Origin of the sequence: Vibrio sp. A2-1 (assembly GCF_021728355.1) — a bacterium.
Lineage (GTDB): Bacteria > Pseudomonadota > Gammaproteobacteria > Enterobacterales > Vibrionaceae > Vibrio > Vibrio splendidus_K.
On record NZ_JAKKCO010000005.1, the window covers coordinates 228,618 to 254,902 of the forward strand.

The window sequence follows — 26,285 nt, forward strand, 5'->3', positions numbered from 1 at the left end:
GGCAATCAGTTTACCTGATCGCCTCAACAATACATATTAACCGAGAAAAGTATTCACGATAAAGCCAGAGCTCAGCCAAAGAGGTTATAAGCAACCAAAGAGCTTATAGAATTCGCTCTTGTTGTAACTCTTCGACTAATTCCTCAAGTGGCTTAGGTCGGCCAATGATGTAGCCTTGCGCATAGTTCACGCCAAGATCGATCAGCTTGTCGATTATCTGGGTATTTTCAACGAACTCAGCCACGGTGTGCTTGCCCATCTGCTTGGCGAGATCATTGATCGAGCGAACCATCACATGGTCCATCTCGTTGACATCAATATCACGCACAAACAAGCCATCGATCTTCACAATGTCGACCGGCAGTTTCTTCAGGTAGCCAAACGACGATAATCCAGAGCCAAAATCATCCAGTGCAATCATACAGCCAAGCTCTTTGATGCGAGTGAAGAACTTGATCGCCTGCTTCATGTTACTCATCGCAGCCGTTTCGGTGATCTCTAAACAGATTTTATGGCACGGTATCGACGAGTCTCTCAAGCTCTCAATCAAGAATTCGACAAATTCTCGATTACCCATCGAATGACCAGAAAGGTTGATTGAACACATCCCTAGTTCCTCAATAACCTCAGGGCGTTGCTCCAACCAACTCAAGGTTTGACTGACAACTTGGCGGTCAATCAAATGCGCTATGTTATAGCGCTCTGAGGCTGGCATGAAAATCCCCGGAGAGATGTATTCACCGTGGATATTCTTGATGCGAACCAAGATTTCAAAGTGCATTTTCTCGCTGTCTTTGTCTAAACCAAGAATGCGCTGAGCAAACAACTCTAAGCGATCGTTAGCCAAAGCCTCATGCACTAGATTCACGCATTCCATCTCTAGGTGACGACGACGCAGGTCTTCATCATCTTGATGGTAAAGGTTGTAACGGTTACGCCCTTCCTCTTTAGCAGCATGACAAGCAGCATCGGCCTGAGCATGTACCATCTGTGGTGAGGCCGCAGTATGGTCAATTAATCGGATACCAATAGAGCTAGTAAGATTAAGGCGAATATCACCCCACAAGAATGGGTTCTCGCTCATCGTCGAGATAATACTGCGACACACATTCACCGCATCTCGCTCAGTACAGTCTTTCATTAATACTGCAAATTCGTCACCACCCATTCGCGCTAACACGGCATTATATGGCAGAACCTCTTCCAGCAGCTTAGCACTAAACATGATTGCGGCATCTCCCGCTTCATGCCCCGCCGTATCGTTCAAGACCTTAAGTTGGTCTAAATCCAAGAACAACATCGCGTGAGTTCGCATGTGGCTCTCAACCTCTTTGAGCGCCTTTTGCAGCTCTTGCTCAAAGTGGTTACGGTTAAACGTGTCCGTCAGCAAGTCATAACGAGCTTGATATTCTAGCTTTTCAGACAACTCACGAGTTTCGGTAATGTCTTCTCCAACAATCAACAACTGATCAGACTCAACCAGTGGGCGAATATTTTCACGAACCCAGATGGTGCTGCCATTAGCATGGCGATATTCAATATCACGACGCCATACGCCACGAATCTTATGTTGTGGTTGCAATAAGATATGACGCGGGATCATTGAGTTTTCATCGACATAGAACTCTCTAGGACGATGACCTAGTAGCTGGTCTAGCGGGTAACCTAGTAACTGCTCAGCAAACTGGTTCACTTGTTGAATGCGATTATTGCCATCGAGCGTAATCATCATCACGGGTTGTTTGTCGTAATACAGCTTGAGATTCGCTTCACGCTGGAACAACTTATTCTCCGCGAGCTTACCCGAAGTAACATCACGAGCTTCAAATAAGAACTGAACATCATCCTCTTCACTGCCCGGCATAGGCTTTAAAGAGATATCTAACACCATCGCACCACGATCACGACACCACACTTCCGCTTCAAATCGTAAAACCTGATGTTCCTCTCGAGAGATGAAATACTCCTTCAACACCTGCCTAGCCGAGTCTTCCCAGTGTTGGTGATGTTGAAGAGATGTTCCCAATTTATAGCCTTGGTTATAAAGCAGCTCATGCAGTTTACTGTTACTCGACAGCAATACACCGCCCTTATCAATGATCCCCATGAACTGCAGGCTTTGGTCGAATATCGACTCCAATAACAGTTGGCTTTGTCGGCTGGTACGCTCACTTTTCTTAAGGCGATTGAGGTAATACACCAAGGTCGCGATGACACACGACATAATCAAAAACAGCAAACCTATGGTGCGAATTTCATCTCGATAGCGCACTAAAAATGACTTAGGTTTGTTGAGAAAAGTCACCGCCGCTTCATTCTCTGCGCCCAAATCCCAACGAGATATTTGTTGGTAATCGAGTTTGATTTCTGGCGCGCCAGCAACCACTTGGGGCAGCGGTTTATCCGGATTAGCGAGCACATTCAGTAGCACTCGCCCAGTGTCTCGTCCTTGCGTTTCTCCACTGTGGATCACGCCACCAATCGCACCAAACCCAAGTCCTAAATCATGCACAATATACAATGGCATCTGAGTTTTTTTGTTGAGCTGACGCCAGTCTTCTTTGCTGCTGACACGACCATTGATGTCGCGGTAGTAGGCCCAGAACAACAAGCTTTTGGTTAGATCAGCGCGTTGCGCGAACGTCATCAGTTCTTGATAAGAATCAGGCGTATATTGCTCCACCAGCCCAGAAAAATCAGGACGATTTTGTAGGAACAAACCCACTTGGGCGCGAATAGCTTCACCCGTTACCGAATGGTCGGTGACCACATATACTTTTTTAACCGTCGATTGCAGTCGCTTAATCAACTCGATATTGCTCGCCATATCAATATCTTCAGTGATACCAGTCGCGTGCAAGCCTTCTATCATCTGTGGAGAGAAATTGTTGATGCCGCCAAAAATAACAGGCGTGCCATTGAGTTCGGGCGCTAAGCGTTTCATCAGATTGAGGGCGTTATTATCACTGACGACTACAGCGGCAAACTCTTCATGTGACAGCTTGATGCGGTATAGCTGATAGATTCGCTCTAAGTATTCAGCGTTTTGAGTTCGCTTGGTATCGAGATAAACAACCCGGTAAGACAACCCATCTCGATCGAGTTCTTCAGCCAGCCCTTTATGGAAATCATCCGTCCAAAAAAAACCTTGATGGTAAGAGTGAATAACCAACACATCTTTTGTTTGTGCTGAAGTAAAAAAACTCCAACACATCAAAATTAATAACAACGAAAATCGCACTGAATTCACCCTAACACTATAGTTGCTGCTAATATTATCACCCTTGGCTATGATGTGTACTCTAGCTAGTCTGATTTCATTCAATCTAAGGATTCCGCATGTCCACTACCACCGCTCGCCTGGATGACCTAGACCGTGCCATTCTAAAAACTTTAATGGAAGACGCGCGCACGCCTTATGCTGAAATGGCCAAGCAGTTCGATGTTAGCCCTGCGACAATTCACGTTCGAATAGAAAAAATGAGAGCGGCTGATATTATTGAGCGTACAGAAGTGGTGGTAAACACTAAGAAGTTAGGTTACGACGTTTGTTGCTTTATTGGCATCAACCTCAATGCGGCCCGCGATTACCATTCAGCCATTGCCAAACTCAATGCTTTAGATGAGGTGGTTGAGGCCTACTACACCACCGGCGCCTACAATATTTTCGTCAAGTTGATGTGTAAATCGATAGAAGAGCTGCAATTTGTATTGATTGATAAGCTGCAAGCGATCGATGAAGTGCAATCAACAGAGACATTGATTTCATTGCAGAACCCGATCAATCGTAACGTCAATCCATAACGCCTATTGGTCTTATTTAAGATGATATACAGACAAAAAAAGAGCCTCTAACTAGAGGCTCTTTTCGCTATTAACTCGTAACAAAGCTAATTAACTCGCAATAAAGCTAAGCAACTACCGCAGTTACGGAAATGATAGCAATTACGCGTTGATTCCCGCATGACGCAGCATCGCGTCGATTTGTGGCTCACGACCACGGAAGCGTTTAAACAGCTCCATAGGTTCTTCACTGCCACCCATCTCAAGGATGTTGTTCAGGAAGCGATTACCCGTTTCAGTGTTGAAGATACCTTCTTCTTCAAATGCTGAGAACGCATCTGCCGATAGCACTTCTGCCCATAGGTAGCTGTAGTAACCTGCACTGTAGCCACCAGCAAAGATATGACCAAAGCTGTGTGAGAAACGGTTCCAATCTAGGCTTGGCAGTACTGACACCTTAGACTTCACATCCGCTAGTGTCTCAAGAACACGAGCACCGACTTCTGGGTCATATTCAGTGTGTAGAGTGAAATCGAACAAGCCAAGCTCAAGCTGGCGCAGGATAAACATTGCAGACTGGAAGTTCTTCGCTGCTAGCATTTTCTCTAGCATCTCTTTTGGTAAAGCTTCACCTGTTTCGAAGTGACCAGAGATAAACGACAGCGCTTCTTCTTCCCAACACCAGTTCTCTAAGAACTGACTTGGCAATTCAACCGCGTCCCAAGGCACACCATTGATACCAGAAACCGCACCCGCTTCAACTTGCGTCAGCATGTGGTGGATACCGTGACCGAATTCGTGGAATAACGTCACTACTTCATCGTGAGTAAATAGCGCAGGCTTATCACCGACTGGCTTGTTGAAGTTACACGTTAGGTAAGCCACCGGCGTTTGTAGTTCGCCAGATTCAGTCATGCGACGACCACGGCAGTCATCCATCCATGCGCCGCCACGTTTGTGTTCACGTGCGTATAGGTCTAGGTAGAAGCTCCCGCGCAATGTTCCAGTCGCATCAAAGATGTCAAAGAAGCGAACCGACTCATGCCAAGTATCCACGCCTTCACGCTCTGTCACCGACATACCAAATACGCGGTTCAACACCTCAAACAAACCTGAAACCACATTTGATTCAGGGAAGTATGGACGAAGCTCTTCATCAGAGATCTCGAACAGGTTCTGTTTTTGTTTCTCGCTGTAGTAAGCGATGTCCCACAGATTTAGCTCAGAGACACCAAACTCTTTCTCAGCAAACTGACGTAGCTCTTCTACTTCGCGCTCACCTTGTGGTTTGGCTTTTACTGCTAGGTCGTTAAGGAAACCAAGTACTTGGTCTGGCGTTTCTGCCATTTTAGTCGACAGTGATTTTTCGCTGTAGGTGCTGAAACCCAGCATTCGAGCGATCTCGTGACGCAGCTTAAGTTGTTCAGTGATGATCTCAGTGTTGTCCCACTTACCTGCATTTGGACCGCGATCTGAAGCGCGAGTTACGTAAGCTTCGTACAGCTCTTTACGTAGCGCTTGGTTATCACAGTACGTCATCACTGGTAGGTATGAAGGGATATCCAGAGTCAGTAGGTAACCTTCCAGCTCTTTAGCTTGTGCCGCGGCTTGTGCTGCCGCCAGTGCCGATTCAGGCATACCGGCCAGTTCAGCCACGTCTGTTACTTGCTTGCTCCAACCCATGGTGGCATCAAGCACGTTGTTTGAGAATTGAGAGCCTAACTCAGACTGGCGCTTACTGATTTCGCCGTAGCGGTGCTGCTCGTCAGCTGGTAAGCCAATGCCTGATAATTCAAAATCACGCAGCGCGTCGGTAATGGTTTTTTGTTGAGCTTGGTCGAGTGCCGAGAATGCCTCACTCGCCTTGATCGCTTTGTACGCTTCGAACAAACCTTTGTGTTGGCCAACCCAAGTACCGTATTCAGAAAGTACCGGCAGGCAGCTCTCATAAGCGTCACGCAGCTCATCGCTGTTCATCACAGAATTCATATGGCTTACTGGTGACCAAATGCGGCCTAGACGATCATCCACTTCATCAATCGGAGCAACGAGGTTGTCCCAGCTTGGTGAAGTATTACCTTCAAGTACTTGTTCTATCTTGTTGCGACACTCTTCAATCACTTGCTCAACCGCTGGCTTAACGTGCTCAGGCTTGATTTGTGAAAACGGAGGTAAGTCCGTGAAGGTTAATAGCGGATTGGACATATAAACATTCCTTTGGCTTTGAAGACTTTCGTCTTTTTTATAATGAGGTCGTCTTACAGTCATCAGGCTAAAGTTCGCCCTAAAAAAATCACCTGCGAATAGTTATTAAATAGTGCCCAACAAGGCAAATTTCAATAGTAGAACCAATAACTAACTGCATATTGCTAGCGACTGCTTCTGAATTGTTCGAGAATTTATGGTCCATTGGGGGTTATAATAGTCAAACTAACCCCACCTACACTAACCACACTCTAATTCGAGAGTGTTACGAGAGTTTAATTTGTTAAGTTATCGCCACAGCTTCCACGCGGGCAACCATGCCGACGTAGTAAAGCATATCGTACAGAGCCTTATTCTTAATTCTTTGAAACAGAAGGATAAGCCTTTTGTTTATCATGACACTCACTCTGGTGTAGGTCGTTACGACTTAACGCATGAATGGTCTGAAAAAACGGGCGAATACAAACAAGGTATTGCACGCGTTTGGGAACAAACAGAACTTCCTGAAGACATTCAAAGCTACCTTGACTCTATCTCGGCACTCAACAATGGCGAAAAACTGCGTTTCTACCCAGGTTCACCACGTGTTGCACGTGCACACCTGCGTGACCAAGACCGCATGGTACTGACTGAGCTTCACCCGGCCGATCACCCGCTGCTTGAGCAAGAGTTCCACCGCGATCGTCAGGTATCTATCTATAAAGAAGATGGTTTTAAGCGCTTGAAAGGTAGCCTGCCACCAAAAGAACGTCGTGGTTTAGTACTGATCGACCCGCCTTACGAGCTTGCAAAAGAGTATCGTGATGTTGTGACTGCGATTGCTCAGAGCCATAAGCGCTGGGCAACCGGTATCTACGCAATTTGGTACCCAGTGGTAAACCGCTGTGATATCGAAGACATGATCGAAGGACTTGAAGGCTTAGGCATTAGCAAGATTCTACAAATCGAACTTGGCGTATCACCAGACACCAACGAGCGTGGCATGACAGCATCAGGCATGATTGTTATCAACCCGCCTTGGAAGCTAGAAAGCCAAATGAACGAAATTCTTCCATTCTTGAAGGAAGCAATTGCGCCGGCGACCGGTCACTTCAAAGTAGAGTGGATCGTACCCGAGTAATCTCGAACTTAACGTCATAGTTTGCAGAATCTTCAACAGACTGTGACGTACACGAATAAATTTTAAACAGGGAGATTGAGTTCAACCGATCTGCCCTCAATATAATAATTAGACAATTTAAGAATCTATAGGACGTAGGTGTTCAGTGCGCTCACTGTACCCACAGCCTTCAATAAATGGAGAAAGTAATGGCGACTCATTTTGATTACATCTGTATCGGCGGCGGTTCAGGCGGCATCGCATCAGCTAACCGCGCAGCAATGCACGGTGCAAAAGTTGCACTTATCGAAGCTCAAGACCTTGGTGGTACTTGTGTAAACGTTGGTTGTGTTCCTAAAAAGGTTATGTGGCACGGTGCTCAAGTTGCTGAAGCGATCAACCTATATTCAGAAGACTACGGCTTCGACGTTGAAGTAAAAGGCTTCAACTGGGGCAAGCTGGTTGAAAACCGCCAAGCGTACATTGGACGTATCCACGAATCTTACGATCGCGTTTTGGGTAACAACAAAATAAACGTAATCAAAGGCTTTGCTAAGTTTGTCGATGAGAAGACTGTTGAAGTTAACGGTGAGCACTACACAGCTGATCACATTCTGATCGCAGTGGGTGGTCGTCCAACTATTCCAAACATCCCTGGCGCAGAGCACGGTATCGACTCAAACGGCTTCTTCGACCTGATGGAGCAACCAAAGCGTGTTGCGGTTATCGGCGCAGGCTACATCGCGGTAGAAATCGCAGGCGTATTAAGTGCACTTGGCACAGAAACACACCTGTTCTGTCGTAAAGAGTCACCACTTCGTAGCTTTGACCCAATGATCATCGAAACATTGGTTGAAGTAATGGAAGCGGAAGGCCCAACACTTCACACGCATTCTGTACCTAAAGAAGTTGTGAAAGAAGCGGACGGTACTCTGACTCTGCACCTAGAGAACGGCAACACTCAAAACGTTGACCACCTAATTTGGGCTATCGGTCGCCACCCAGCGACTGACGCTATCAACCTAGCATCAACGGGTGTTGCAACCAACGACCGCGGCTACATCAAGGTAGATGAGTTCCAAACGACAAATGTTCCTGGCATCTACTGTGTTGGCGACATCATGGAAGGCGGCATCGAGCTAACACCTGTCGCGGTTAAAGCCGGTCGTCAGCTTTCTGAGCGCCTATTCAACGGCAAAACGAACGCTAAGATGGACTACGAGCTAGTGCCTACTGTTGTATTCAGCCACCCACCTATCGGCACGATCGGTCTAACGACTCAAGAAGCTGAAGAGAAGTACGGCAAAGACAACATCAAGGTTTACACGTCTGGCTTCACTGCAATGTACACAGCAGTAACCAAGCACCGTCAACCTTGTAAGATGAAGCTTGTATGTGTTGGTGAAGAAGAGACAGTAGTCGGCCTGCACGGCATCGGCTTCACTGTTGATGAAATGCTTCAAGGCTTCGGCGTTGCAATGAAGATGGGCGCAACCAAAGCAGACTTCGACTCTGTTGTGGCTATCCACCCAACAGGCAGCGAAGAGTTCGTAACGATGCGTTAATCGCAAATTATAAGATTGAAGACAGAAGCAGGCTTAGGCCTGCTTTTTATTAACCAGTTTGAACAAAAAAAGAACGCACAACACACTGATATGTAAAAAATTATAAAAGATTGTCAAATCTCAGCAAAATCTATAGCTTGTACTTATAGAATCCCGTTCATAATAATTCTTGAACAAGCGACAATGTCAGTAGCCAACACCCATATAACCGATCTTTTCTATCAATTATTGGATCTTTCTGAGGTAGAAAAAACAAAATATCTAAAAGAATTAAAAACACATCAAGTCGAATTATATGACAAGATTTATCCCTTTATCTGCACCTCAAAGCTAGAGCCTATTACACGCATATTCGGTGTAGGCGCCCTCCAATCTACAAACAAAAAAGCGAACTTGTCTGATACATATATTGATAAGTACCACCTTTCTTACGAAATAGGTCGTGGGGGTATTGGTGTTGTCTATGCTGCCACTCGAGTCGACAAGACATTCCATCAAAATCTTGCCATAAAACTCATTCAACCAACACTGTCTCACCTCATAGATAAAGAGTACTTATTTCAAGAAGCACAAGCACTTGCGACGTTGAATCACCCAAATATAACCAAAGTGATGGATGGAGGAACCTATGAGGGCTCTGTTTATATCGTAATGGAGCACATAAAAGGGTGTACCCTCAATGAATACCTTGCTACGTATTCACTGAATAAAACAAAGAAACTCAGTCTATTTTTAAAAATATGCTCTGCCATTTCACACGCACACAAACACCAAGTTCTGCATACCGATTTAAAGCCAGAAAATATATTAATCGATTGTGAAGGTCACCCGAAGATACTCGACTTTAATTTAATGAGAGGAATCAGTGACCAATTGTCTGCTTTCCCAATCACAATCAATGCCTACAGCCATGACTACGCTAGCCCAGAGCAAATCAGCGGAAGCCCACCCACTGTCCAATGTGATATTTACGCTCTAGGAAAGATCTTAACTTTCATGTTTCCTAAACTACCGATAAGTCAGGGTGACCTCCGCTGCATAATTAAAAAGGCAACACGACGCCACGCCTTACTGCGCTATTCGAGTACCAATGAATTATACAGCGACATTAAGCAGCTGCTCGCTTGTCGTCCGATCACAGCACATCAAGATCAACCATTCTACTCCGCCCTGAAACTATGCCAGCGCCATCCAATTCAATGTGCTTTGTCTGCAGTACTTATCTCATGCGGTGTAGGGCTCTACGCGCCTTTAATTAAAAAAAGCCAACAGCTTCAAATAGAAAAACGAGCATCAGAGAGAGTCACAAAACAATTTGTCCGGACACTTTCTCAAATAAAAGAAAGCCATAAAACGAAAGCATCAATCAATGCGGTACTCAAGCATACGCACAACGCTGTTTTAGGAGACCCAGACATACCCACAAAAACAAAGGTGAAGCTATTACAAATAATCACCCCGCAGGCTGCTCGCTCAGAATCAAAAAAAGGAAACTGCTAAATATGAGTAACCAACTAACCGACATCGAATCGATCGTGAGCGATTGGAAAGCAGGCTATAAAGGGGCTGAACAAAAACTCTATCATTTCGCTTACTCACACCTTTACACACTCGCCCAAGATGAACGAAAAAGAAGTATAAGCAAACATGAACAAAGCTGTTGGGTATCCTGGAGCAGTATCAACAATACAACGGCGTTGGTTCACGACGCTTACCTAAAGCTCTCTTCTGCCGATACCCAATCAATAAAAGACACTCGCGATTTTTTATTGCTGGCAACAAAAATAATGCGACAAATACTCATCGATAATGCTCGACGTCAACAGGCACAAAAACGCCAACAACCTGCATCCATGAACCATCCAGAACAAGTGCATTTCGAACAACTAATCATTATGGATAAAGCGGTTGATCACTTCACTCTAAACTACCCAAGACAATCAAAAGCGTTCAAGTTGAAATACCTTATGGGTCTTCAAACTCAAGAAATTAGCCAACTTCTAACCTGCAGTGATAGCTTAATTGAAAAAGACTTAAAATTTTCTCGCTTCTGGTTAACGAAAAAAATAAACACGCATCACAACCCAATTTATTGAAATTAAATTTACGATCTTTCTCTTTAATTTCGCATCTTGTGAGATGAAGATAATATGTGTTGACGAAATTATTCAAGGCTTCGGCGTTACAACAAAAATCAATTGACCTCGTGGTTGATTCGATTGCCACTAGATAAACCAGAAGCTGTGCTTCTGGTTTTTTTCATTTTTACCCCAAATGAACCTTCAAACAACCATCAACGTAGATACAAAAACGAAGACCTATCTAGAACAGTAATGGAGTTTGTAATGAATCTACTAATTGAATCATTTGAAGGCGGGATCTACTTGGCTTACCAAATCATTGGCGAGCACAAGCAATTGATCAAAGACAACCACCAGCACCCAATGAAGTTTTTGAGCGTCAATCAGGCGCGTGACCACTTTAGTGACCAAGGTGTAGCATCGGCGACGCTTATCCATAACAGCGCTTATGATGAAATGTGCGGCGAGCATTGTGGCAACACACAACCGTTCGAGATTGATTTGAAGTGGAGTTAAATCAACTTCAAATCAATCGTGATAAAAATTGAAAGGCTTGCATCGATGCAAGCCTTTCTTATTGGGAGTAACTTCTCTCTACACTCAAATCAACGCGATGTTCGTTGTTGCCTACGTTTAATGTTTTGCTCTTTGACAATAAAGTCGAACAGTGGAGCGAACAGGTTGGCGAACAAGATGGCTAGCATGATGCCCTCTGGATAAGCAGGATTAAGCACTCGAATACCTACCGTCATAACACCGATAAGAATCCCGTAAGCCCATTTACTGTTATTGGTGAAGGCTGCTGATACAGGGTCGGTCGCCATAAAGAACGTACCAAAGGCGACACCTCCCAAAACAAAATGCCAATAGAAGGGCATCGAAAACATAGAATTGGTTTCGGATCCGATCCAGTTCATCAAACTAGAAGTCACCACAAGGCCAATAATGACTCCAGCAACAATACGCCAAGAAGCTATATTCATAAAAATGAGAATCAAACCAGTCAGCATAATCAACAGTGAAGAAACCTCACCCATCGACCCCGGAATATTACCGACAAATGCATCCATCCAGGTGATCGCCTCGCCAGTCATATTGTTGATTAGCGAAGTACTACCACCTTCATACCATTGACTGAGCGGCGTCGCGCCTGAATAGCCGTCAGCTGCCACCCATACTAAGCCTCCCGACATGTTGGCCGGATAGGCAAAGTAGAGAAACGCACGACCTGCAAGTGCGGGGTTGAGGAAATTGCGACCGGTTCCGCCGAACAACTCTTTGGCGACAACAATACCAAAAGTGATACCTAATGCGGCTTGCCATAACGGAATGGTTGGCGGGAGGATTAGTGCAAACAACACCGAGCTAACAAAGAAGCCTTCATTAACTTCGTGCTTGCGAACGACAGCGAACAACACCTCCCAGAAACCACCGACGACAAAAACCGTGGCGTAAACGGGTAAAAAATAAAGAGCACCGAGCAGCATCTGACTACCCCAACCGCTTGCCATCAATGATTGTGCATCCCCAAATGCCCACGACAAGCGCCAACTACTCTCAATCAGAGAGGCGAGTTCATTCAATTGATAACTGGATGTTAGCGCCGAAACACTCTGATGCCCGACGTTGTACATTCCCCAGAACATGGCTGGGAAGGTCGCTAGCCAAACCAGAATCATGATTCGTTTGAGATCGATACTGTCTCTAACATGGGTCAGGCCTCGGTTTACGTTGCCGGGCGTATAAAATATGGTGGCGAACGCTTCATACACTGGATACCATTTTTCATACTTACCACCCGCTTCGAATTGAGGGGATACGCCCTCTAACCACTTATTCAATTTCATATCTTTATAACCTCATTTATGTGAGTCAATGGCAATACGAAACAAATAAGGTTAGAGAGCAATTTGCATAGTCCACCTTCATAAAGCGAACCTTTAACCAACTATTTCCTATGAGTCTCTGAGAAATAATCAAGAACCAAACTTTGGGGAGAAGATCACACATCATTTTTCCCTGAACATTTCTCAAAAATGCGACTCGTTAGCTCATTTTTTCATATGCAATTGATAAAAATATCGAAAAAGCATCTAAAATTCTTATAGAATGCGCGCATAATAAAAAACATAAAAAAGATCAGTTGTGCAAAATAAAAGCAGTAGTTCTACTGAGGTTTTTTATCACCTCATGGATCTCTCCGACGCGGAAAAAAGTCTCTATTTAGAGCGACTAGAGCAAGAACAACCCAGCTTATATCAGCAAATACTTCCTCTCATTAACGAAGTATCCTCAGAGCAGATCACATCACTGCTCGGCTTTCACGCACAACAAGCAACAGGATCCGAACTTAGCCTCACCGACACCTTAGTAGATAAATACTATATATCTCATGAGCTCGGTCGCGGTGGTATGGGAGTTGTCTACTCAGCCAGTCGAGCAGATAGGACCTTTGAACAAGACTTAGCGATCAAATTCATACAGCCAGCTCTTTCACATATTTTAGGTGAGCATGCTCTATTCCAAGAAGCGCAATTACTCGCACATTTAAACCATCCATGTATAGCCAAAGTGTTTGACGGCGGAGTCTACGAAGAGTCGGTCTACATTGTGATGGAACGGGTTGAAGGGGAAACACTTTCTCTGTACTTACAGAATCGTTCTTTCAGTGAAAAACAAAAGCTCAGTTTATTTAAAGAAATTTGTTCAGCAATTGAACATGCCCATCAGAAACAAGTACTGCATGCTGATCTCAAGCCTGAAAATATCTTAATTGACCCTTTGGGTTCACCTAAGATTCTCGACTTCAATCTAACCCAAAAGGTCAAACAACCTGCACCTCACCAAAGCTCAGATGCCTCCATACTAACAGCCTACAGCAAGGCCTATGCCAGCCCAGAGCAGATTGAAGGTCACTTCTTAACTCAACAAAGTGATATTTACTCACTGGGTAAGGTTCTAGCATTGATTTTTGACTCTTCTTCAAACTTAGATATTAATCTAATTGTAGAAAAAGCGACAAACCACGAACCTTATCGTCGCTATGCCAGCGTAAGTGAATTGCGCCAAGATATAGTACGTATCTTAGAGTTCCGCCCCATTTCTTTGAGAGAGAAGCAGCCGCTCTATTCATTAGCAAAGCTCTTAAAGCGGCGTCCGGTGCAGAGTGCTCTAACAATCCTATTACTGCTGTCAGGCGCCACATTTTCAACAGCGATATTCCATAAGAATGTCCAGCTACAAAAAGAAAAGCTAGTCGCGGAAGAGATGATGTATGAAGTGACGAGCCTGCTGTTTCATGCCAAAGGCAGTGATGCAGCAAAAATGTCAGTAGGCACGATGCTTGAACTCACTAGACGTCGGATATTATCAAACCCTGATTTACCCAAAGACGTTAAACAAAAAATGCTATTAGCCATGCTGACGCCATCACCTGAAAAGTCCGTGATTAACAAAAATAAAGAAAAGTCATCAAATAATTAATTATGAAAAAAATACTTCTCCTACTGATAACTCTCTATTCAACAAGCCTTTACATTCGTGCTAATGGTAGCGAACCTCTCACCGGGTATTTTATTGATTCCCCAGTATCAGGACTTTACTACGAAACCAGCTCCAATCTTTCGGGCACCACTGATAAAGGGGCATTCCAATACAATTCAGGTGATATCGTCAGCTTTTTTATTGGCACTGATAACTCCGGCTACCTATTGACGACACTATCAGGGCAAGAAATCATCACCCCTACCTTGTCATCGACACGTCCAAGCCGCAGCATCAATATGACCCGCTTACTGCTGTCACTCGATGACACGCCAGAACACCGTGATGAAATCATCTTAGCGAGTAAAGTTTTATCTGACGTAGAGTTTCAAAAGAAGCTCAAAAATCTCGACTTAAGCTACTTAGATGCTCAAGAATTAGGCATTGACCTTGTTTCAGTCAAAGAAGCTGCAAGACACCTCAACCAGAGCCAAGAATACATCAAGAATAACTTTGCCTCGGAGGAAATCATTTTTTCTCCGAAAGATAAAGTGCTTCATAACATTATTATTGCCAAGAAAGACTATGCCGGACGCGCCTGCTTTTACGACTTAGCTCACCACACTAATCCAAAATACAAAGGTCCAATTGGAGAACTTAGTTACCAAATCACAGACACAGAACTAATTCAGTTCCCAGGAACCGGCGACTATTTTAACGGATGTAACCTACGCCCTTACCAGACACCCCAGAAGATCATTCGCGAGCCATTATCCAACAGCGATGGTTGGACAGGCTTTACCAGTTGCGCTCAAAAAGGCTGCACACGCCATGATTTGAGTGGATTCTCAATTGAAGACTACAACGATGAAGGGGACTGGAAGTACCGTACCGTTGCATTGGATTTTGATACAGAAACTGAGCTATTGATGGAAAAAACCCAAGGTTTAGGACAGAAAGACCACATCCGTCATTCAAACAAAGCTGAGATGATTTGGTTTACCTACACCAATGATCGCGGCAATCACATCCCATATGAAGGTGTTTGGCAACATACTCAATATCAACAAGCCGACATCATAAATGAGTGCCTACTCATTAAAGATAAACGCATTTTTCTTGGCCCAAGCGACACTGAGACATGCTCAACAAACCACCAGCAATACACGCAAGAGGTTACAGAAAAATTTGGAGATATGTGGTGGCTAACTAACCCAGAGCCTACAACTTCTCTTGCCCAGATGAATGTCACCGTGCGTTGGTATGACTCAGTACCACAGCAGCATTTCACCGCATGGGAATATTTACCTGCAGGTCAAGATTGGGATCAAGGCATACTCTACAGATTCAAACAAAAAATCTCACTAAACCCTGACAAATCACATAATATCAGCACCTTATCCGTTTCCGAATTTACCAAGGTGAGGTCTAACAGCTAATGGCTACTGCAACTCCAGATATCACACAAGTCATCCAACAATGGCAATCCGGCGATAAAAGTGCCGAAACCGATTTATATCAATTTGCTTATTTACAACTAAGACACATTGCTCAACAAGAACGGTCTCGCAGCGCCCAAAAATATGGTGCTAATAATCAAGTACTGAGCGACAGCATGAACAGCACGACTGCTTTGATTCATGACGCTTACTTGAAGATCTCCTCGTCTGACCTTCAATCGATCAAAAATAAAAAAGACTTTTTCCTTATGGTTGCAAAAGTGATGCGTCAGATTTTAATCGATAATGCTCGCCACCTTCAGGCAAAAAAACGCCAACAGATAACCATACAAAGCGACAGCCCAGACGATAAGTTCGAGCAATTAATGATCATGAATAAAGCGATAGATAACTTCAGTATTCATTATCCTCGGCAGTCTCAAGCCCTCAAGCTCAAGTACTTAATGGGTCTGAAAAATAGAGAGATCAGCGAGCTCCTAGAATGTAGTGCAAGCCTGATTGAGAAAGATCTTAAGTTCTCTCGCTGTTGGCTACAGAGCAAATTGGTATAACGCATGAAAAAACGTGTATCTCTTGCTGTGTTAGTTGGGTGTAGTAGTTTGTTTGGGCTTCCATCATGGTTAGCTTCGCAAGAACCGTCCATTCAGTCATTGTTAAAAGAAACCAAGTCATCGTTATCCTACCCGGCGTTCTCTAGGACTGGCTCAAACGAGGCAGCTTCCACTCCATCGAATGATTCAGAAGCATCCCTAAAGACTTTCATTGAAAGTAAACCAAAACAGGCGCTCAAGGTCGTGGCTACCTCTGCATTGACTGCCACCGTAGAGCCTGAGTTTTTACGAGAAGAATCCATACCAATTGACACTGTTACTCAAACGTTGATTGTGTCAAATGAAGGCGAACGAACAGACCGCAATCAAAAACCACAAGTAAACTCAGCGATCCAACAGAGTATTCAACACGAAATCAATCAATGGCCCTTAACGGAAAACTCTCCGATTAACCACTCGGTTGATATTACAGGACTATTTGAAGATCCTGATGATGACCTACTGACGACACAAATCGCCGTTAATCATCCGAAGTTCTCTGTTTCGAATCTCGGTGGAAAGACAAGCATCCAAGGCACCCCGAAAGCAGGTGAGGCGCCAACTCAGCTTATTGCTCGCGCCAAAGATAATTACCATGGTTCAGAAGAGAATGCATGGGTTACGACCAGCTTTTCTCTCCCTTCAATCTCTTCAGGGCTAGAGGAAGATGGCTTGCACCCTTTGATTGGTGAAACTTGGTATCGACTGGAAACCAGCCATCGATTTGCAGGCAAAACTTACAATTATGAAAAGGTATACTGCGAAGCTTTTAAGTTCATCAATGATGAAGTGTTCTTCGCATCTTCGAACACCTTAACCACCTGCCCAAATGAATATGAACTGAGGAAAGTGGGGAGTTATTATGTTGATGACGACACTATTATCGCCTCTAGCACCCAGTCAATATTTGACAATGACATGAGCTGGAAAATCTTAGAGACGTACCCAAGTCACCCTACTTTCACCACCGCTCATGTGGCACAAGTGAAAATGAACAATGACTATGAAACTTATACGCTCGCCTCAAAAACTCAAATAGAACAGCGTATAAATACCACAACAGGCTTAGAAGCGCTGCAGATGACTATGCAGAACTACATGTATCTCGCCAACGATGGCCAATACTACCTTGGTTGGTATGGCATGCACATTGGTAATTACCAACTAAAAGACCCCACCTGGCCGGACAAGATGGATGGCGACCTCAATATACAGTCTTACAATACAACGGTTATTTGCGAAGATTTACTCAACAAGTTTGATCACTATTCTATCGGCGGGCAAGGGGTGTACGGTGAGATCATCGGACAAACCATCGGTGAGGCCTATGAACCTATCGAGTGTGATGAGCAGCCATTGGGCAACCTTCAATACTCTTACTTTGATGTCGACTTTCTCGAATTCGATGAATTCAAGCATGGGGAAGTCTTTAGCATAATCCTTCGCCCTAAAACTGAGTGGCGTCATAAAGTCGAAGAGATCAAACTCAATGTTCAATATCTAGACCCTAACGCCTAGAAGTTCCAAAGAGCCTGTAAGCCGGTACTGAATATATAAGTATCGGCTTCAGGTAAGGTCGCATTTTTTTGTTCTGTTACGTAATCTGTACACACTCCATCAACCATGGTTTTACAATACATGGTCATCACAGTTTCAGTATCCGATTGGAAGCGTTTCTCATAACCAAACACCGCATACTAACCCAATGTAACCCCTACATCATTTCATAACTCACCGTTCCTTCGACATCCGCTTGATAACGACAGTCGTAAACTCGAAACCTATAAATAAAATCAAATATATTTTATGGATTTTTTCAGAATTTACGTGTGTTGATAAAACGATCTATACCCAGTAAAACATTCACCAGGGAAATATAAAACTCAAAACAATAAGCAAACAGAGCTTGGCTAGAGCTCTTTACAAAGGATATGACATGAAAAAAGTTAGTTTACTAGCAGCGTCAGTGGCTTTCGCCCTAACAGGCTGTGGTGGTTCAGATGGTGATTCAACTTCGCCTTCTCCGAGCGGTGTAACAATTACAGGTTTTGATGGTTACTTTAACCAAGCGGTTGTGTTTGATGATAAAAACAACAATGGCGTTTTGGACATTGGATCTGACGTTATTTTCGGTCTTACTAACGACCAAGGCCAAATTGAGATATCTGGCGACGTTTCAGGTGCACTAGCACTTCAAACACTAACACCTAGCGGCGCAGTGCAAACTGCACTTGCGAACCACGATAGCAGCAAATACGCGGGCAAATACACAATCGATATGGATCACCCAGCTCAAGCAATGGCTCATGAGCTTGTGTTCCGAGCTCCAACTTCATCGGATGTAATCTCTCCAATTACCGATTTAGTTGCGATTGAAATGGCAAAAGGCACAGACGCTGCGCCAGTAACTGAAGAAGAAGCAGTAGCGATTGTTAGCACAGCTTTAGGTGGCACAGAAGAAGCGCCTATCGACCCTTACTCTGATTTCGTTTCAGGTGCTGATGCAAATGCTGAACTACACAAAACAGCACAGATCCTAACGGAATCGAAAGCGGCTAACCCTACTACTTATGTAGAAAAATCCGAGCAGTTTGCAAAAAAAGCAGATGCGATCGTTGATACGCTAACTCCAGCACAACTAGCAGACAACAATTTAAAACCAGTTATTGGAGATAATGCAGCTCCTGGTGACGATCTTGACCCTGTTGTTGTAGCCAACAATAAGCTGGTTGTAACAGCAAGCGTTTTAGAAACAGAGCAAGGTAAAATCTCAATACTAGAAGAGAATGGTAGCTCATCAAATATCGTTCTTGATATAACGGGCTTATTTGTTGATAAAGACCAAAACCTAATCACACCAGTTGTTACTCACAACATCCCAGCAGCAAGCGGTATTGTTGTCACTCTAACAGATAATACTCTGACTCTATTCGCATCAGATTACATCAATGCTTCTGGTGACTTTGAAGTTACTTTAACGGCAGAAGATAAAGACTTAACACCGGAAGTCGTTGGCTCTGCGATCGCGACTTTCAACGTTAAAATTGAAGCTGCGAACCAAGTTCCTACTGTTGACCATGCGGAATATAATGTTTTACAAGCTGAAATTAGCAACTGGCAGCTAGAGGTTGGCGTTCCATTCGAACAAACCATCAATATTGTAAACCTATTCACAGACAAAGATGGTGACATTGTTTCTTACCGTACTGGTGCTATGACAATCCCAGGGCTAACTGTATCTCCACAAGAAGGTACGAACCCAATCATTACCATTTCGGGTACGCCAACCAAAGCAACGGCTGCTGACGCTTCTGAAGCATTCATGGTTGGTGGTGTTGATAACGAAGGCGCTGCAGCTTACCAAGAAATGTTGATACCTAAAGTCGCTGAAGGTGTGGTTCCAGAACCAGACCTTCACCCTCTAGAAGGTAAGACTTGGTACATGCTAGAGCACGGTAGTTCAAACGGTGAAAATGAGCAGAACTACGCAAGCATCTGGTGTGATTCAATCAAGTTTGAAGACGGCATTGTACTAGGCAACGTAAGAAGCATCGCAAATAAAACAAGCTGTTCTGCTGCTGATACTCAAACTGAAAATGCAACTTACGAAGTTATCGACGGTAAGCTTTTTGCGACATTTGAGTTCGTAGAAGATGGACAAAACCTAGTTGAAACCTTCCAAGTCGAAGTGTTTGAAGACGCAGATGATATTTCTACTGGTGCTAAAACAATCATTCACCGAATGAAAGACTCTACTGAAGATTCAGCAGAACGATACACATATTTCAGCAATAAAGCAGACATCGAAAAGCGCATCAATGTGACATCTGAAATGTCAGGTGATGAGCGCGGCTTTAACGCTTACTTACCAGCAGAAGCAGACATAACTTACAACCTTGGCGTTATTACTTTATCGCTAACTGAAGATATAAGTAACGGTGATGAAGGTACTATGGACGCAAATTTATACTTTGATGTTCCAAACAATGATTTTACATGTAAAACCGTTAAAGAATTCTTCTCAGGCTTTTACTTCACAGGTGAAGATATTGATTCACTGCAATCTAAAGAGTTCAATAGCACACCGATTGAGTGCTACACAAATGAAGAAAACGGCGTCAACTATGCATCTGTTGACTTTGACTTACCAGCACTAACTGTTAATAACGTATACAGCGTAATTGGTAAGGTAAAAGACAGCGATAGCGAATACCTAGAAGCAGTTAAATTCAACATTGAATGGACAGGCATCTCTAACAAAGACTAACGGAACACATTGATGTCAATACCCCGCTCCGGCGGGGTTTTCATTCCCACAACCAATACGATCAACCCCGAACATACACATTGCAAATAACCAATTCCACAAATTGTTTTTAATGACAATTTTTACGGATTTTCTATTAATTTTCGTATCTTGCACCTACCGAATACAAGCTGTAAAAACTAGCCCGTTTTTATATAACTTCAAAAAAATAATAGATTTCACTCGGTAAGGATGGAAAGAATGAAGAAGGTTAGTTTACTAGCAGCGTCAGTGGCTATTGCATTATCAGGTTGTGGCGGTTCAGATGGTGGTTCATCTGACGAAGCAACCCCAGGCGGTATCGTGATTACTGCCATCGATGGTTACTTAGAAAATGCACAAGTTTGGATTGATACAAACGGCAACCTAAAACTAGATTCAGAAGATAAACAGCTTGATAGCAACACCAATGAAAACGGTGAAATTACTCTTCCAAATGAGTACAAAGACAAAGCTGTTTTTATTAAAGCCATTGCTGGTCAAACTATCGATAAAACTCGCGGCTTAGTAAGCTCCGACTTTGAATTAGCAACAACTGCTGGCGCTACTGTTGTTAGCCCGATGACCAATATGGTTGTTGAGCAAATGGAAGCAAACAGCAGCCTTACTCTAGAACAATCTCGAGAGAATGTGGTGAAGTCAATCACTGACTCAGGGCTTGAAGCGTCTGACACTCTGATTTTTGGTGACTACATTGCTGATGAATCACAAGAAGCAGAAGCACTTAACGTCATAGGTGAGACATTAGTCGACAACTCAACCATTTCTGTTGAGCAACAGCTACAGCTAACCAATTCTATCGCAGAAGAAACGAAAAAGATTATCGATGATCCAACCGAGAACCTAGAAGATTTTTCTCCTGTTGTTGAAGTACCTGAAGATGGTGGCGCACCTATTGTCACACCAAACTCTCGCCCAGCACACGATCAAGAGAATGGTAGCCTAAACCCTGTTGTTATTATTAAAGGTGATGCTTGGGCTCCTATCGATACGTCTCTTAACTTTAGTGATGCTGAAAGCGATACCTTAACTTATGAGCTAAAAGAGCTTACAGGGAAGTTAAATGGTCTGAACATTGATAGTACAACTGGTATTATTGGTGGAAAGCCCGAAGCAGCAGGTGAGTTCAATTACCAAATATTCGCAAAAGATTCTCATCAATCACTGTCTTACCCTTTAAATCTAAAAGTAACGGTTGAAGCGGACAATACAGCACCTGTCCTAAACAAAGCAGAACAAGCGCGCCTTCAGTTGGAAGAAGTAGATACTTGGTACCTGCAAGAGGGGGAGGCTTTCTCTCAAGATATCGACATTAGCAACCTATTTACTGACGCTGATGGTCATATTCGCCGTACAAGCGTTGGGCTTGGCGGTGTCGTTCCTGGCCTATCAAGCGATACAGATCTAGAAAATCTAATCATTACGATTTCTGGCACACCTGATCGCCCATGGAACCAAGCTGGCAAGATTACTATCTCTGTTACTGACAATGATGGTGCAGAGTCTGAAGAATCTCTATTACTTATGCCTCACGTATTAGAAGGAGCTCCTATAGAGCCACCAGCACCAGAACTGGGATTTACGGAAGCACACTTCAACAACCAAGAGTGGAAGATGGGTAGTTTTGCTCCAAATGACGGTGAAATAGCTTACGCTAGTTTAATGAAGAACGACTCAACTGGTGGTTTGAAATTCTGCTGGGGCGCAACGAATGGTGACAATTCGCCTTATGAAGCGAACATAGGCTATAGCTTCAGAAATAGTGGATTAGGTCTTGACGACGGTAGTGAAATCATAGAGATGCTGTCCGAACTTGATGATGCAACTGGATACTTAGATTCTCAAGAGAAAGATTGCTGGCCTGTAAGTCTGAGCGATGGAAAGCTAGATGACGGCGAAAGTCGCTACGAAATGCTTTACCAAAAGAAAACGGAAGTAAATGGCGAAACCCAATATCAAATTCTTGTAAAGATCGGTACTGATGAACTGTTCTGGTTAGACTCAACAAACATGCCATTCGCTCATATTCAGCCTGTTGAGAATAAAGTAAACGAAGGTATCGTTGAATTTGATTTGATGGTAGAAAGCGAAGGTGAAGATGATAGCACGCAGCTAACATACAGTTTTGGCCAGTACAGCTATGACCAAACAACTTATGACTATGACTCTGTTATGCCAGAAGGTTTCCATACTCCGGGAGAGTGGACTCTAGTGGCTGATGATTTAAACAACCCACTACTACAAGCACAAGAAACGGGTGAAATGTCGGATTACAAAACTCGCTTCCGTTATATCGGTCGTGATTTTGGAGATTTTTACATCGGTATGAAATGGAGCCGTGAACCAGGTCAAGTACCAGGCCAAGTCTACCAATCAGCGCCTGAATACGGTCTGTACTCTATTGATAAAGACAAAATGTTCAGCATTGTAAATAGCCTACCAATGATGTCAATTGACTAACATAAAAAAACCCCAGCACATCGCTGGGGTTTCTTTTGTCTGTGCCTTTCGGCCTACGGTAACTCCAAGACTCTTAACGCTACTTCACGCACATCACATTAAGCAATGAAGAACCTTTCAATTGATTTACGTTACCGTTAGTAAACAGACCTTTCTTATCTGTGCCCCAATAAGGGAGATGCATTGGCCAGTTCTGTTTTTCCATAACCTTTGAGCTCAAGATGCTCTGCCATTGCTTTTCAGTCATCAGTTTCATGTTGACCTGATTACACACCAACTCAGCGCTATCGTAATCTAGACGGCTCCAAGGCTTGCCTTGTTCCATATAGAACTGCTGCTGATGGTCTAGAAGGTAAGGAATCGCATATTGGCTACCCGCAACATTGGCTGTCACACGGATTTCGATTTCCAAATCGTTGTCTGAATTCGCGTTACCGCTTGGTAGCGTCTGAATAGCTGCAGCACTCGTTACCGCTGCCGCTTGCTTCGCAGCCACAGGTTTCGGAGCAGGTTTTGGTTTTACAGGGGCCTTAGGCTTAACCATTTTTGGCTCTGCCGGTTTTGCAACGATAGGCTGTGATGAGGTTTTCGACTTATCGACCATGCGAATAAAGGCTTCACCATAACCGGGAACCTTGCGCACCTGAGCTAAGTCTTTTCTCGCATCAGAGAAGGTAGAATAAGGTCCGATTAAGCAACGATAGTCTCCGCCTTCAGGCTTCATCCAGACGTTGGTCGAGATCTTCTCATATAGGGGCTTTGCTCGGTTCAGTGACAAAGGCTTATTCAGCAGGCCACATTGAACCCAAAACAGCTCGTTATCTGAATGACGTTTAGGCGCCTTACTTCCCCAAACACCCTTGCCGATCGGACATGATTGCTCTAGCTGTGGTAATTGGTTAGTGCTTGCTTGAGTGGCATCACATAGAACCGACTCTGCACTCACTTGGCTCGAGACCAAAAGGGATGCAGCGATAAGCCCCATACGATAATTTCTCGTCACAGCACGACATACAGCATTCATTGTCAATTTCATAACCACCACTTAAACCCTCACGGGCTAATTATTACCGAATCTATGTCGATAAAACATGAATTCCATTTTAAGTATTATTGACACTATCAATGATACTAAGTTCCAGATCCATTAAGCAAAAAAAGAGCCGTAATTGCTTACGGCTCTTAATTTAGTGACTTTTTTATCTAAAAATCAATCAGAGCTATCACCCTTTATAAATTTTAGGGTTAAACACGTCACGTAACCAGTCGCCTAATAGGTTAATAACTAGAACCAATGTTATCAAAAGCACACCTGGGAATGCTGTGATCCACCATGCTCCTGAGAAAATGTAGTTAAAACCTGTACTGATCAGAGCACCCAGTGATGGTTGGTCTACCGGAAGGCCTAAACCTAGGAAAGAAAGTGCCGCTTCTGACATGATGGCATTTGCCACCTGTACCGTAGAGATAACCAAAATTGGAGATAAACAGTTAGGCAGAATATGACGGAACATGATGCGAGGCGCTCTAAAGCCCATCACACGTGCCGCTTCTACGTATTCTTTCTTCTTCTCAGCCAATACCGATGCACGAATCGTACGAGCATACTGCGGCCATTCAGCAATACCGATGATCACCACCAGCATAACAACGGCATATTGCGCATAGAAGTCACTGCCGAAGCTAGCCTTAAAGATAGCCGAGACAATGATCGCAACCATCATGGTTGAGAACGAAAGCTGAACATCAGCGAAACGCATCAAGAAGCTATCAATACGGCCACCGAAATAACCCGCAGACAAGCCAATGATGATACCAAGCGTCAGTTGTAGGCCTACCGCTAAGAAACCAATGGTCAGTGATAAGCGCGAACCGTAAAGCATGGTAGATAAAATATCGCGGCCTTGCTCATCCGTTCCGAGCAAGAAACGTTCTTCACCGTCTTCCATCCATGATGGTGGCAGCTCTGAATCCATGATATCAATCGATGTCACGTCGTACGGGTCTGTTGGCGCTAGAATAGGTGCTGCTAATGCCATCACTAAAAAGATTGAGAAAATGGCGAAACTCACCATTGCCACTTTGTCGCGTAAGAAGTAATACACAATATCTGATTGCTTAAAACGTTCCCAGCGAGACGGCACTGTCGATGTCTGTTCCATGATTATGCTCCTTTCCCTGTGATGTTAACGGTTGGGTTGATAACACCGTAAAGCAAATCAACAATCGTGTTAGTCACTACGAAAATAAGACCAACAAAAATAACGTATGCGGTAATCAGCGGTGTATCTACACGGTTGATCGCTTCTAAAAATAAGAAACCTGTGCCAGGCCACTGGAAAACCGTTTCAGTAAGAATGGTGTATGCCACCATAGTACCAATCTGAACACCACCAACAGTAAGAACCGGTAGCATGGTGTTTTTCAATGCGTGTTGATAATAGATTTTGTTTAGCGCTAGGCCTTTCGCTTTACCAAACTTAATGTATTCAGAACTTAGAACTTCTAGCATTTCAGAACGAACTAGACGAATAAAAAGAGGCAGCATGATAGATGCTAGAGCAATACTCGGCAGTACCAAGTGTGCAAGGCCATCGAGCGTTAAGAAGCCAGACTCCCAACCAAACCAGTTTGCAGTATCACCACGTCCAAATGACGGTAGCCAACCTAGCTCAATAGAGAACACATACATCAGCATGATTGCAGTTAAGAAAACAGGTACCGAGATGCCGATACTACTACCCGCCATGACCAATTTAGTGAAGAAACTTTTTGGGTGTATTGCAGAATAAACGCCTAATGGAATCGACAGACAAACAATAATCAGAGAAGCACCGAACACAAGTTCAAGCGTCGCGACCAATTTGTCTAAAATTACGTCCACAGCAGGGCGTTTAAAGAAATATGAAGTACCAAGATCACCTTGTAGGGCTGCGCCTATAAAGCGAGTATATTTTGTAACGAAGGGATCATTTAAGCCGAGTTCATCGCGTAGCGCTTGACGCTCCGCCTCTGAAACAGATTGACCGACTAACTCACGTAACGGGTCGCCCAGGTTATCCTGAATGGCAAACGCCACCAAACTGATCACAAACATCACTATCAGTGCCTGAAACAGGCGCTTGACCAGAAACGTAACCATTCCTTGCCCCTTATCTATCCATGACTGTCTAATCGAAATCCGCGACTAGACAACAAAAAATTCAGTCTTAAAAAAGGTATTTAGCCAGACTGAAGGAAGACCAAATACCGA

The 26,285-nt window shown here is 43.9% G+C and carries 19 protein-coding genes; 12 read left to right on the forward strand and 7 right to left on the reverse strand.

Annotation, left to right across the window (positions count from 1 at the left end; genetic code table 11):
- Window positions 1-103: 103 nt before the first annotated feature.
- Window positions 104-3,214 (reverse strand): EAL domain-containing protein, encoded by a 3,111-nt coding sequence (locus L3V33_RS17580; RefSeq protein ID WP_237290916.1) that lies wholly within the window; start codon window positions 3,212-3,214, stop codon window positions 104-106.
- A 125-nt stretch (window positions 3,215-3,339) separates the two neighbouring features.
- On the opposite strand from L3V33_RS17580, the gene asnC reads away from it, so the two are divergent.
- A complete protein-coding gene (asnC, locus tag L3V33_RS17585) occupies window positions 3,340-3,804 on the forward strand; it encodes a transcriptional regulator AsnC (RefSeq protein ID WP_065207378.1) in 465 nt (154 codons plus the stop codon).
- A gap of 141 nt (window positions 3,805-3,945) precedes the next feature.
- Here asnC and prlC read toward each other — a convergent pair whose 3' ends face one another.
- Window positions 3,946-5,988, reverse strand: a complete 2,043-nt coding sequence (gene prlC, locus L3V33_RS17590) for an oligopeptidase A (protein WP_237290917.1) — start codon at window positions 5,986-5,988, stop codon at window positions 3,946-3,948.
- Window positions 5,989-6,268: 280 nt separating this feature from the next.
- On the opposite strand from prlC, the gene L3V33_RS17595 reads away from it, so the two are divergent.
- The 5 genes from L3V33_RS17595 to L3V33_RS17615 all read left to right on the forward strand — a co-directional run bounded on the left by L3V33_RS17595 (window position 6,269) and on the right by L3V33_RS17615 (window position 11,249).
- Window positions 6,269-7,108 (forward strand): 23S rRNA (adenine(2030)-N(6))-methyltransferase RlmJ, encoded by an 840-nt coding sequence (locus tag L3V33_RS17595; RefSeq protein WP_237290918.1) that lies wholly within the window; start codon window positions 6,269-6,271, stop codon window positions 7,106-7,108.
- Between the two features lie 188 nt (window positions 7,109-7,296).
- Window positions 7,297-8,652, forward strand: a complete 1,356-nt coding sequence (gorA, locus tag L3V33_RS17600) for a glutathione-disulfide reductase (RefSeq protein WP_237290919.1) — start codon at window positions 7,297-7,299, stop codon at window positions 8,650-8,652.
- A gap of 183 nt (window positions 8,653-8,835) precedes the next feature.
- Window positions 8,836-10,152 carry a serine/threonine-protein kinase gene (locus tag L3V33_RS17605; RefSeq protein ID WP_237290920.1) on the forward strand — a complete coding sequence of 439 codons (1,317 nt, stop codon included), beginning with the start codon at window positions 8,836-8,838 and terminating at the stop codon, window positions 10,150-10,152.
- Between the two features lie 2 nt (window positions 10,153-10,154).
- Window positions 10,155-10,748, forward strand: coding sequence for an ECF-type sigma factor (locus L3V33_RS17610; protein WP_237290921.1), 594 nt, complete (start codon window positions 10,155-10,157; stop codon window positions 10,746-10,748).
- Between the two features lie 249 nt (window positions 10,749-10,997).
- Window positions 10,998-11,249, forward strand: coding sequence for a DUF6482 family protein (locus L3V33_RS17615; protein ID WP_171313169.1), 252 nt, complete (start codon window positions 10,998-11,000; stop codon window positions 11,247-11,249).
- A gap of 89 nt (window positions 11,250-11,338) precedes the next feature.
- Here L3V33_RS17615 and L3V33_RS17620 read toward each other — a convergent pair whose 3' ends face one another.
- Window positions 11,339-12,580, reverse strand: coding sequence for an NADH:ubiquinone reductase (Na(+)-transporting) subunit B (locus tag L3V33_RS17620; RefSeq protein ID WP_237290922.1), 1,242 nt, complete (start codon window positions 12,578-12,580; stop codon window positions 11,339-11,341).
- A 343-nt stretch (window positions 12,581-12,923) separates the two neighbouring features.
- On the opposite strand from L3V33_RS17620, the gene L3V33_RS17625 reads away from it, so the two are divergent.
- The 4 genes from L3V33_RS17625 to L3V33_RS17640 are packed head-to-tail and all read left to right on the forward strand — an operon-like array spanning window position 12,924 to window position 17,784.
- The gene (locus L3V33_RS17625) at window positions 12,924-14,216 is read left to right on the forward strand and encodes a serine/threonine-protein kinase (protein ID WP_237290930.1); all 1,293 of its coding nucleotides are present in this window, start codon (window positions 12,924-12,926) and stop codon (window positions 14,214-14,216) included.
- A 2-nt stretch (window positions 14,217-14,218) separates the two neighbouring features.
- Entirely contained in the window at window positions 14,219-15,655 is a 1,437-nt protein-coding gene (locus tag L3V33_RS17630; protein WP_237290923.1) for a chromosome partitioning protein ParA, read from the forward strand.
- Complete coding sequence (locus L3V33_RS17635; RefSeq protein WP_145565116.1) at window positions 15,655-16,227, forward strand: ECF-type sigma factor; 573 nt, start codon at window positions 15,655-15,657, stop codon at window positions 16,225-16,227. The genes L3V33_RS17630 and L3V33_RS17635 overlap by 1 nt, the downstream gene beginning before the upstream one ends.
- 3 nt (window positions 16,228-16,230) lie before the next feature.
- The gene (locus L3V33_RS17640; RefSeq protein ID WP_237290924.1) at window positions 16,231-17,784 is read left to right on the forward strand and encodes a hypothetical protein; all 1,554 of its coding nucleotides are present in this window, start codon (window positions 16,231-16,233) and stop codon (window positions 17,782-17,784) included.
- Here the strand turns inward: L3V33_RS17640 and L3V33_RS17645 are convergent.
- A complete protein-coding gene (locus tag L3V33_RS17645) occupies window positions 17,781-17,957 on the reverse strand; it encodes a hypothetical protein (protein WP_186732986.1) in 177 nt (58 codons plus the stop codon). The genes L3V33_RS17640 and L3V33_RS17645 overlap by 4 nt on opposite strands.
- A gap of 245 nt (window positions 17,958-18,202) precedes the next feature.
- Here L3V33_RS17645 and L3V33_RS17650 point away from each other — a divergent pair, with 245 nt between their 5' ends.
- Together L3V33_RS17650 and L3V33_RS17655 are read left to right on the forward strand one after the other, a co-directional pair.
- Window positions 18,203-20,533 carry a hypothetical protein gene (locus tag L3V33_RS17650; protein ID WP_069595468.1) on the forward strand — a complete coding sequence of 777 codons (2,331 nt, stop codon included), beginning with the start codon at window positions 18,203-18,205 and terminating at the stop codon, window positions 20,531-20,533.
- Window positions 20,534-20,773: 240 nt separating this feature from the next.
- Window positions 20,774-23,032 (forward strand): Ig domain-containing protein, encoded by a 2,259-nt coding sequence (locus tag L3V33_RS17655; RefSeq protein WP_171328696.1) that lies wholly within the window; start codon window positions 20,774-20,776, stop codon window positions 23,030-23,032.
- 79 nt (window positions 23,033-23,111) lie between these two features.
- On the opposite strand, the gene L3V33_RS17660 is transcribed toward L3V33_RS17655, so the two are convergent.
- The 3 genes from L3V33_RS17660 to L3V33_RS17670 all read right to left on the reverse strand — a co-directional run bounded on the left by L3V33_RS17660 (window position 23,112) and on the right by L3V33_RS17670 (window position 26,174).
- Window positions 23,112-24,068 carry an SPOR domain-containing protein gene (locus L3V33_RS17660; RefSeq protein WP_237290925.1) on the reverse strand — a complete coding sequence of 319 codons (957 nt, stop codon included), beginning with the start codon at window positions 24,066-24,068 and terminating at the stop codon, window positions 23,112-23,114.
- 187 nt (window positions 24,069-24,255) lie between these two features.
- Window positions 24,256-25,194: an ABC transporter permease gene (locus tag L3V33_RS17665; RefSeq protein WP_017089048.1), complete on the reverse strand. Its 939-nt coding sequence runs from the start codon at window positions 25,192-25,194 to the stop codon at window positions 24,256-24,258.
- Window positions 25,195-25,196: 2 nt separating this feature from the next.
- Entirely contained in the window at window positions 25,197-26,174 is a 978-nt protein-coding gene (locus L3V33_RS17670) for an ABC transporter permease (RefSeq protein ID WP_004735540.1), read from the reverse strand.
- Window positions 26,175-26,285 lie beyond the last annotated feature (111 nt).

Excerpts from the sequence above, each read along its gene's own strand:
- L3V33_RS17635 (WP_145565116.1), top strand. The coding sequence starts at position 15,655 with ATGGCTACTGCAACTCCAGATATCACACAAGTCATCCAACAATGGCAA.
- L3V33_RS17660 (WP_237290925.1), bottom strand. The coding sequence starts at position 24,068 with ATGAAATTGACAATGAATGCTGTATGTCGTGCTGTGACGAGAAATTAT.
- L3V33_RS17615 (WP_171313169.1), top strand. The coding sequence starts at position 10,998 with ATGAATCTACTAATTGAATCATTTGAAGGCGGGATCTACTTGGCTTAC.
- L3V33_RS17640 (WP_237290924.1), top strand. The coding sequence starts at position 16,231 with ATGAAAAAACGTGTATCTCTTGCTGTGTTAGTTGGGTGTAGTAGTTTG.
- L3V33_RS17630 (WP_237290923.1), top strand. The coding sequence starts at position 14,219 with ATGAAAAAAATACTTCTCCTACTGATAACTCTCTATTCAACAAGCCTT.
- L3V33_RS17655 (WP_171328696.1), top strand. The coding sequence starts at position 20,774 with ATGAAGAAGGTTAGTTTACTAGCAGCGTCAGTGGCTATTGCATTATCA.
- prlC (WP_237290917.1), bottom strand. The coding sequence starts at position 5,988 with ATGTCCAATCCGCTATTAACCTTCACGGACTTACCTCCGTTTTCACAA.
- L3V33_RS17610 (WP_237290921.1), top strand. The coding sequence starts at position 10,155 with ATGAGTAACCAACTAACCGACATCGAATCGATCGTGAGCGATTGGAAA.
- L3V33_RS17650 (WP_069595468.1), top strand. The coding sequence starts at position 18,203 with ATGAAAAAAGTTAGTTTACTAGCAGCGTCAGTGGCTTTCGCCCTAACA.
- L3V33_RS17665 (WP_017089048.1), bottom strand. The coding sequence starts at position 25,194 with ATGGAACAGACATCGACAGTGCCGTCTCGCTGGGAACGTTTTAAGCAA.
- asnC (WP_065207378.1), top strand. The coding sequence starts at position 3,340 with ATGTCCACTACCACCGCTCGCCTGGATGACCTAGACCGTGCCATTCTA.
- L3V33_RS17620 (WP_237290922.1), bottom strand. The coding sequence starts at position 12,580 with ATGAAATTGAATAAGTGGTTAGAGGGCGTATCCCCTCAATTCGAAGCG.
- L3V33_RS17670 (WP_004735540.1), bottom strand. The coding sequence starts at position 26,174 with ATGGTTACGTTTCTGGTCAAGCGCCTGTTTCAGGCACTGATAGTGATG.
- gorA (WP_237290919.1), top strand. The coding sequence starts at position 7,297 with ATGGCGACTCATTTTGATTACATCTGTATCGGCGGCGGTTCAGGCGGC.
- L3V33_RS17625 (WP_237290930.1), top strand. The coding sequence starts at position 12,924 with ATGGATCTCTCCGACGCGGAAAAAAGTCTCTATTTAGAGCGACTAGAG.
- L3V33_RS17605 (WP_237290920.1), top strand. The coding sequence starts at position 8,836 with ATGTCAGTAGCCAACACCCATATAACCGATCTTTTCTATCAATTATTG.
- L3V33_RS17580 (WP_237290916.1), bottom strand. The coding sequence starts at position 3,214 with ATGTGTTGGAGTTTTTTTACTTCAGCACAAACAAAAGATGTGTTGGTT.